Annotated in this window: 5 protein-coding genes; 2 read left to right on the top strand and 3 right to left on the bottom strand. The window is 59.4% G+C overall.

Annotated elements, in window-relative coordinates; genetic code table 11:
* The first annotated feature begins 342 nt into the window (after window positions 1-342).
* Window positions 343-876, top strand: a complete 534-nt coding sequence (locus tag Q0K15_RS09880) for a hypothetical protein (protein ID WP_294515682.1) — start codon at window positions 343-345, stop codon at window positions 874-876.
* Between the two features lie 100 nt (window positions 877-976).
* On the opposite strand, the gene Q0K15_RS09875 is transcribed toward Q0K15_RS09880, so the two are convergent.
* From Q0K15_RS09875 to Q0K15_RS09865, 3 genes are all read right to left on the bottom strand, one after another.
* Window positions 977-2,497: an S-layer homology domain-containing protein gene (locus Q0K15_RS09875; protein WP_294515681.1), complete on the bottom strand. Its 1,521-nt coding sequence runs from the start codon at window positions 2,495-2,497 to the stop codon at window positions 977-979.
* Between the two features lie 57 nt (window positions 2,498-2,554).
* The gene (locus Q0K15_RS09870) at window positions 2,555-4,369 is read right to left on the bottom strand and encodes an FUSC family protein (protein WP_294515680.1); all 1,815 of its coding nucleotides are present in this window, start codon (window positions 4,367-4,369) and stop codon (window positions 2,555-2,557) included.
* A 529-nt stretch (window positions 4,370-4,898) separates the two neighbouring features.
* Window positions 4,899-5,621: an NAD-dependent protein deacylase gene (locus Q0K15_RS09865; RefSeq protein WP_294515679.1), complete on the bottom strand. Its 723-nt coding sequence runs from the start codon at window positions 5,619-5,621 to the stop codon at window positions 4,899-4,901.
* A 288-nt stretch (window positions 5,622-5,909) separates the two neighbouring features.
* Between Q0K15_RS09865 and Q0K15_RS09860 the strand changes: the two genes are divergently transcribed.
* On the top strand, window positions 5,910-7,700 hold the full coding sequence (locus tag Q0K15_RS09860) for a Na/Pi cotransporter family protein (RefSeq protein WP_294515678.1): 1,791 nt from the start codon (window positions 5,910-5,912) through the stop codon (window positions 7,698-7,700).
* Window positions 7,701-7,737 lie beyond the last annotated feature (37 nt).

Below are 7,737 nucleotides of genomic sequence, written 5' to 3'. Positions count from 1 at the left end.
AGTACGGTCTGAAGGCCGCCCGTCGCGCTCCCCAGTTCAGCAAGCGCTGATCGATTTGCCAACGCTTCAAAAATGCCGCCCATCCGGGCGGCATTTTTTATGCTTTGGCGGCGAAGAATAAAATCTGCACAAACAGATTGCCGGAATCAGGGGGATATGTTATAATAAATTACCATTAAAATGGGGTGGTTTCCATGATTTGAATAGAGAGTGAAGGCCTATCTTGATCCAGAGTGGGAGAGCGCCGTGGAAAGAAGGCGGCAGACCATGTGGGAACGGATGGCATTTGATTCGATCCTCGGCATGATATTTGGGGAAGGCCTCAACTATGCGACCCGAAATATGCGGAAAGCCAAGCGGAACGCCATTGTGGTGGGGATGCTGGTATGGGTGGGCATCTGGATGCTATGCCTGCTGGGTGAGAGATTGATCCCGCCCCTGCAGGCGCTGCGGCAGTACTTTGATGAACGGACCTGGCTTTTGGGCAAGTCTGTGGTGTGGCTGTTGGCTCTGCCGGTAGGCTTCCCCGTGGGCAGCGTCATCGCCTACCGGCACCTGAAGCGGAAAGCAGAGCAGGCGGAGGCGGCGGGGCTGGACCCGGAGACCGGCCTGCCGGTGAGCACTGGATCGGACCCGGTACAGGTCCGGGCACAGCGCATCCGGCACCGGTATGAGGTGCTCGTCGCGGTTCTGCTGTGGGTCTGGTACTGGTTTTTCTCCCCTGTGCGCGGCTGGCTGGAGGAGGGCGGGCAGGAGAGTCTCGGCCAGACTATGGGCCTGCTGGCGTTGTGGCTCCTCCTGGCCGCCTTGCTGGGGGGCATCGGGGGACGGATCGTCTACCGCTGTGCAGAGCGTCGTCTTCGGCGCGGGTGCTGAGCCCCGCTGGAGGGTCGTCGCCCATATTGAATCGGAAACCTGTGAAAGACAGAAAACCGCCGGTCCATCTGGACCGGCGGTTTTCTGCTTTTACGGGGCCTTACAGCAGATCGCTCCAGGGCACGGCGGAGGCATTGAAGGTGCTGTAGCTCTGAGCGAGGAGGCTGGTCATGTACTGGACCTTTTCCCGCAGAACAGTACCGCCGCCGTTTACCAGCGTGCGGACGGTGGCAGTGTCGTGCCAGAGGAAGGCCCAGGTCTCGGCCCAGTCCTCGGGCCGGGAGGTCATGGCGTAGGCGGAGACATAGTCCGAGGCGCCCGCCCGGGCGTTCATGGACTCCCAGTGGTCGCACACGGTGGACCAGCCGCCCTGGATGGCGGCGGAGCTCATGACCATGTGTCCCATCTCATGGCTGTAATACTGAGGGTTGCCAACGCCGGTGTAGAAGACCTGGTCCACCTTCACCGGGTCGTTGGAGTAGTCATACACGTGGACGCCGTAGGAGGTATAGCCGGGGAAAGTGTAGGGGCATAGGATGATCTCTGTGGAGTGGCTGCCCTTCTTGGACTCCACCTCCCGCAGGAAACCGTCGGGGTAGAGGTCATAGGCAGACTTCATCTTCTGGAGTTCGGTCAGCACCAACTGAAAATAAGTGGCGTCAATGGAAAAGTCGTTGAAGTTGGCGTAGGAGAGGAGGCCGTCGGCCTTTTCCGTGAACTCGGGAAGGTAGAAGATGGGGATGCCGATCTCCTGCTCCAGCGCACGGCAGTAGTCATAGGCCACGTCACCGGCGTAGTGGATGCGGCTGTTTCCCGCCGCATCGGTTCCGGCGGGCAGCAGGGCGAGGGGGTCCGTGATTGCCTCGGACTGACCGGGTGTCTGGCTGCTGGTATTCTCGCCCGGAGTCAGGCGGGTCTCAGGGTAGAGGAGGCGGCTGAGGATGGTGCAGGCCTCGGCCCGGGACACGGTGCCCTGGGGATTGAAGTCGCTGTTGGCGTTGACACCGCCCACGATACCTAGGGCGTAGGCCCAGAGAACACAGGGCTCCATGTCGCCGCCACGGATGCCGGCGGAGTCATAGTCGCCGATCAGAGCAGCCACCGAGGGGTCCACCGTGTCGGGGTCGCCGGAGGTGGGGAAGACATCACTGGTGAGATAGATGTTGCTGACAACATAGGTGAGCTCCATGCGGGTGAGGGGCTGTTCCCAGCGGGCCTCATCAAAGCCCAGACCGTGGACATCACGGAGGAGAAGGGACTCCAGGATCACGTCGTTGCCCCAGTAGCCGGGGTTCTCTTCTGACATGTAGGCGCGGCTCTCTGACAGCTCCTGGGCGGTAAAGTACTCCTCCAGGGCAGGACCGGGGAAGAGATCGATGCCGATCTTGCAAAGCTCCGTGAGGGAGATGGACTTTTCCGGGCCGAAAGTGCCGTCTGGAAAGCCGTTGACGGCGCCCAGTTCGGCCATGCGGCTGACGGTGTCGTAGTACCAGTCTCCCGGCCGGACGTCGGGGAAAGAGGCGGCGGAGGCGGGGACCAGGGTGAGACCGGCCACCAGGGCGACAGCGCAGAGCAGGGAAAGTGCGCGGTGGATCATGCGGGAGAGCTTTGTGGTAGACATAGTACGCTTCCTTTCCGGTCTCCGGACCGCGACAGGAGCGCCCACAGAGACCATGCATCAGTACGGCATTCCGCCGGGCCAGACCGATAGGAGAGGGGCGAAGGTGAGGAGCATCCTTCCGTTTGCCAGATAACGATCCAGAAAATGGCGCAGATCCGACTGATGGACGACGCTTGAGTCAATTTCGGTGATGGAAGATTGGAGGGGAGAGATGGCGCGTGCGATCCGACCGGCTAGCTCGTCCAGAGGGCCGTAGTCGGCTTCCTGGATGAGCTCACTCTGGATAAGACAGCCGATTTGCTCCAGCTGGGAGAACATGGACCAGAAGGTCAGCAGAAGGCGGTGGTAACGCTGGGCTTCTGCCTCCGGGAGCTGCTGGGCGTAGAGGTGGGCAGCGTGGTGGACCATGTGGAATTGGGAGAGGAGTTCACAGAAGATGGCAGAATTGAAGGGCTCCCGCAGGCTGCGTCGGATCAGATGCCAGTAGACACCCTGGAGACGGGTCATCTCCCGCAGATTGCTTTTGAACTGCTGCTCCTTGCGGTTGGGGAAGAAGAAGTGATTGACGATGAGCACCAGGACCACCGCCATGGCCAGATAGAGCAGACGCAGCTGGATGGCCTCGGATTCCTCCAGAGTGAGGGTGGCCATGGTGAGGGCAAAGGAGGTGGAGAAGATGGGATGTACCCAGGTGCCCGGTGTGCAGCAGTACATGAGAGAGATCATCACCAGGGAGAAGAGAAAGACGCCTGCCATACCCGGGAGGTAGGGGTAGACCAGGTGGACCAGCAGGCAGCCGATGGCGGTGCCGATGGGGCGGGTGACCATACGGTGGGCGCTGTCCTCATAACTGGGCTGGAGCAGCAGGAAGGCGTGGAGGGGGAACCAGTAGGTGTGCTCAAAGTTCCAGAGGTAGCTCACCGTGGAACTGATGGTCATGACCAGGCCCAGCTGGAGGGCAAAGCGGAACTCGAAGCGGTCCACAGAGCACCGCTGCCGGAAATCCAGCAGTACCGCCCGCCAGGGAATGTGCTTCCAGGGAAAGTCGGCGGAGGAAACGGTGGGCTCCTGACAGAAGAGGCAGACGATATGGAGTACGTTCCGATAGAAGATACGCAGACGGCCCTGGGGCAGGTCGGGGTGTTCCAGTTGTCCGGTGAGCTGTGTCAGCAGAGCGGCCCGTTCCTGGGCGGTGTGGGCCCGCTCACAGGCGTCCACCGCCTGGGCCAGGGAGTGGAGGGCCTGGGAAAAGACCGCGGGGGAGGCGCTGTCCTTCCAGCTCTCGTCGGCCACCAGATAGGCGGTGCGTTGGTAAAGAAGGGCCAGAAAGTGGTAGCGGTTTCGTTGCGGGTCGGGGGTGCGGAGGAGCCTCCGCCGGGCGTAGCCCAGATGGTGGAGCTTTTGGGCGGTGTCGTAGAGTTCCCGGTCGACGGACTCGCTGTTCCCCTCACAGGCCATCTGCTCCATAAGCTCGGAGAGCCGGTGGAGCCCGGCGGGGATCTGGAGGCTGGGATCGGCGGGGTGGTACCGCCGGGCACACAGCAGCAGTGCCAGCAGAAGCAGCGCCTGGCAGAAGGCCACCGCGCCCAGCTGGAGCCACAGCTCCTCCGGTTCCGGCGGGCGCAGCTCCAGGAAGACAAAGGTCATGGCAAAGCCCAGATGGCCTTTGGGCTCAAACTGGCTGCTCTTCCAGATGACCAGGAAGAAGAGAACGCCGAAGTTCAGTAGGATACACAGGACCACATTGCGGGTGGCCAGAAAAGCCAGGAGACAGAGTACAAGGGGGACAAAAAAGAGCGTGATATACTCTCTGGTATCATTGCGCTGCTTATGGCGGAGTTGAAACAGGGTGGTGGAGCCCGTGACCACCATAGAGAACTGGCTTCCAAAAACAAAGAAAACAATCAGAAATTGGATGATATAAAAGACAATGGTGGGGAGGGCAGAGATCAGGCGCGCTTGAAAGGTGTCGGCCAGTTTTTTACAGGTGCGGCAGGCTTGCAATGGAGATCCCTCCCGATTATCTTTGTATAAGAAGTATTATACGCTTTTATGTGGAAAAGACAAGCTGTATATCCGGCATTTTTATGCAGATATACTGAATGAACGGGGATGAACCGCCGCCGCTGTGGGATGGGCGGGAACAGTTCACATAATCTTCAAAAGTTGTTTAAAGTTCTGCCAACCTTTTCCCCTATGCGTGTGGTATCTTATAAGCACAGCAAGACCCCGGCACAAATCACTGCCTCTTTTGCTGTGGGGCAGACAAACAGCAACACAGAAATGTGTTCATATATATTCTCTCACACCTCACTTTTCCTCCTCTCTTTCTTTGACAAACGGGTAAGGCGTCCCGGACTCAGGTCCGGGACGCCTTACCTGTTTTACGGTCATTTATGGTTCAGCGCACCTGGATGGCGCCCAGGATCCCGCCGATGGGACCGGAGAGGATCAAATCGGCCCGGGCGTCCATGGCGGTGGGGCTCTTGTTGATGAGGACCAGCTTGCTGCCCTCATAGTAGTCGATGAGGCCGGCGGCGGGGTAGACCACCAGGGAGGTGCCGCCAATGATGAGGACATCGGCCTTCCGGATGTAATCCACCGCCCGGTACATGACGTTCCCGTCCAGAGCCTCCTCGTAGAGGACCACATCGGGTTTAATGGTGCCGCCGCAGTCGCAGCGGGGGACGCCGGTGCTCTGGGCCACCACCGAGGTGTCATAGAACTTGCCGCAGCGGTCGCAATAGTTGCGCAGGGTGGAGCCGTGGAGTTCCAGTACCTGCTTGCTGCCCGCCAGCTGGTGAAGACCGTCAATGTTCTGGGTGATGACTGCCCGGAGCTTGCCCGCCTGTTCCAGCTCGGCCAGCTTCCGGTGGGCGGCGTTGGGCTGGGCGCCGGAGACCAGCAGTTTTTTGCGGTAGAAGTCAAAAAATTCCTCGGGGTGCTGCTCGTAGAAGGTGTGGCTCAGCATGACCTCGGGGGGATAGGCAAACTGCTGGTGATAGAGGCCGTCCACGCTGCGGAAATCGGGGATGCCCGACTCGGTGCTCACTCCGGCACCGCCAAAAAATACGATGTTGTCGCTCTCGTCGATCCACTTCTGTAACTGTTCCAGATGGGCCATGTTCTTTCCTCCTGTCCGACGGGCGGTGTATGTGGGAGAATTCCTCTCATACGCTATCGTACCCTGTTTCCCGGGAAAAGGCAAGCCCCAGGCATCCCGGCGTTTTGACCGATTTTACGAAATCGGACGGTCGGATTTAGCCGAAACGTAAAACTTGCGCAAAACCATTTACCTGCCATTTACGATAGGGGAAAAGACCGGTATAATTTAGATAACAGGCACAGCAAAGGCGCTGTGCCGAAATGATGTTGATCCACGGGTGAGGGCCCGGGATATGGAGGCTTACAGGTGAATATTACCGATATCATTACTCTGGTCGGAGCCATTGCGACCTTCCTTTTCGGCATGTCCACCATGACAGACGGCTTGGAGAAGCTCTCCAGCGGACGCTTGGAGAGCATCCTGGAGCGGCTCACCAGCAACGTGATCAAGGGCGTACTGCTGGGTGCCCTGGTCACGGGACTCATTCAGAGCTCGGCTGCCACCACGGTGATGTGCGTGGGCTTCGTCAACGCCGGCATCATGCGTCTGGAGCAGACCGTGGGTATCATCATGGGCGCCAATATCGGTACCACTGTGACCGCCCAGCTCCTCCGGCTGGGTGATTTATCCTCGGACAACCTCTTCCTGGCCATGCTGAATCCCTCCGTACTTGGCCCCCTCCTGGCGGCCATCGGCGTGGTGTTCTATATGTTCATCCGGGGCGGGAAGAAGCGCATCATCGGCCAGATCATCCTGGGCCTGGGTCTTCTCTTCATCGGTATGAAGACCATGGAGGGGGCCGTTTCCGGGCTCCAGGAGCTGCCGGAATTCCAGTCTCTCTTCTCTGCCTTCTCCAACCCCCTGCTGGGCATCCTGGTGGGCGCCGCCGTCACCGCCCTCCTCCAGAGCTCCTCGGCCTCCATGGGTATCCTCCAGGCGGTGAGTTCTACGGGGCTGGTCTATTTCAACACCGCTATTCCTCTCATCATGGGCCAGAATATCGGTACCTGTGTCACCGCCATTCTCTCCTCCATCGGCGCCAGCCGGAACGCCAAGCGGACGGCCATGATCCACCTGCTGTTCAATGTCATCGGAACCGCCTTCTTCCTGGCTGTCCTCTATATCGGCAACGCCTTGTTCAACTTCCCCTTCTGGGACAATGTGATGGACATGGGCTCTATCGCCAACCTGCATCTGGGCTTTAACATCGGCTGCACGCTGCTGCTGCTGCCCTTCCACAAGGTGCTGGTGAAGATCGTGGAACGGCTGGTCCCCGGCGATACCAATGCTCCGGAGTTCAACCTCCTGGACGAGCGGTTCCTCTCCTCGCCCTCTGTGGCGCTGGAGCAGGCTAGGTCCGCAGTGATTACCATGGGCGAGAAGGCCCGGGAGGACCTGCGCCTGGCGGTGGAGCTCCTGACCGACTATGACGAGAAAAAGCTGGAGCGCCTCAATGAGAACGAGACCACCATCGACAAGCTGGAAAACACCCTGGACAGCTATCTGGTCAAGCTCACCGACCGGGCCCTCACTGACCCGGAGAGTGCCCTGGTATCCGAGTTGCTCCATACCTTGACCAACTTTGAACGCATCGGCGACTATGCAGTCAACGTCTCTGAGATCGCAACCACCATGCACCAGAGGGAGATCTCCTTCTCTGATGTGGCCCTGAAAGAGGTGAATGCCCTTACCACCGCGGTGGAGGCTACCCTGGACATTACGCTGGAGTGCTATGAGAAGCGGGACCATGAGCTGGCCCTCCACGTGGAGCCTCTAGAGGAGGTGGTGGACCTTATGGAGGAGGTCCTGAAGAACCGGCATGTGGAGCGCCTTAAGAGCGGCACCTGTACCATTGAGCTGGGCACACAGTTCCTGGAGCTCACCATCAACCTGGAGCGCATCTCTGACCACTGCTCCAACGTGGCCATGCTCATCGTCCGACAGACCACCCCCGCCAGTCAGCACCTGCCGGATACCCATGCTTATCTCAAATACCTCCATGCCGGAGGTGACCACGACTTCGACACCCTCTTTGCCAAGTACCGGACCCAGTATTTTGGACCCATCGAGAAGGACGAGAGTATGGCCCAGATTTAAATAAAAAGGAGCGCCCTCCGTTGGAGGGCGCTCCTTT

Source organism: uncultured Intestinimonas sp. (assembly GCF_944387245.1).
GTDB lineage: Bacteria > Bacillota > Clostridia > Oscillospirales > Oscillospiraceae > Intestinimonas.
Note: the sequence above shows the minus strand (reverse complement) of the source record. Positions and strands in the feature narration are given on the sequence as shown.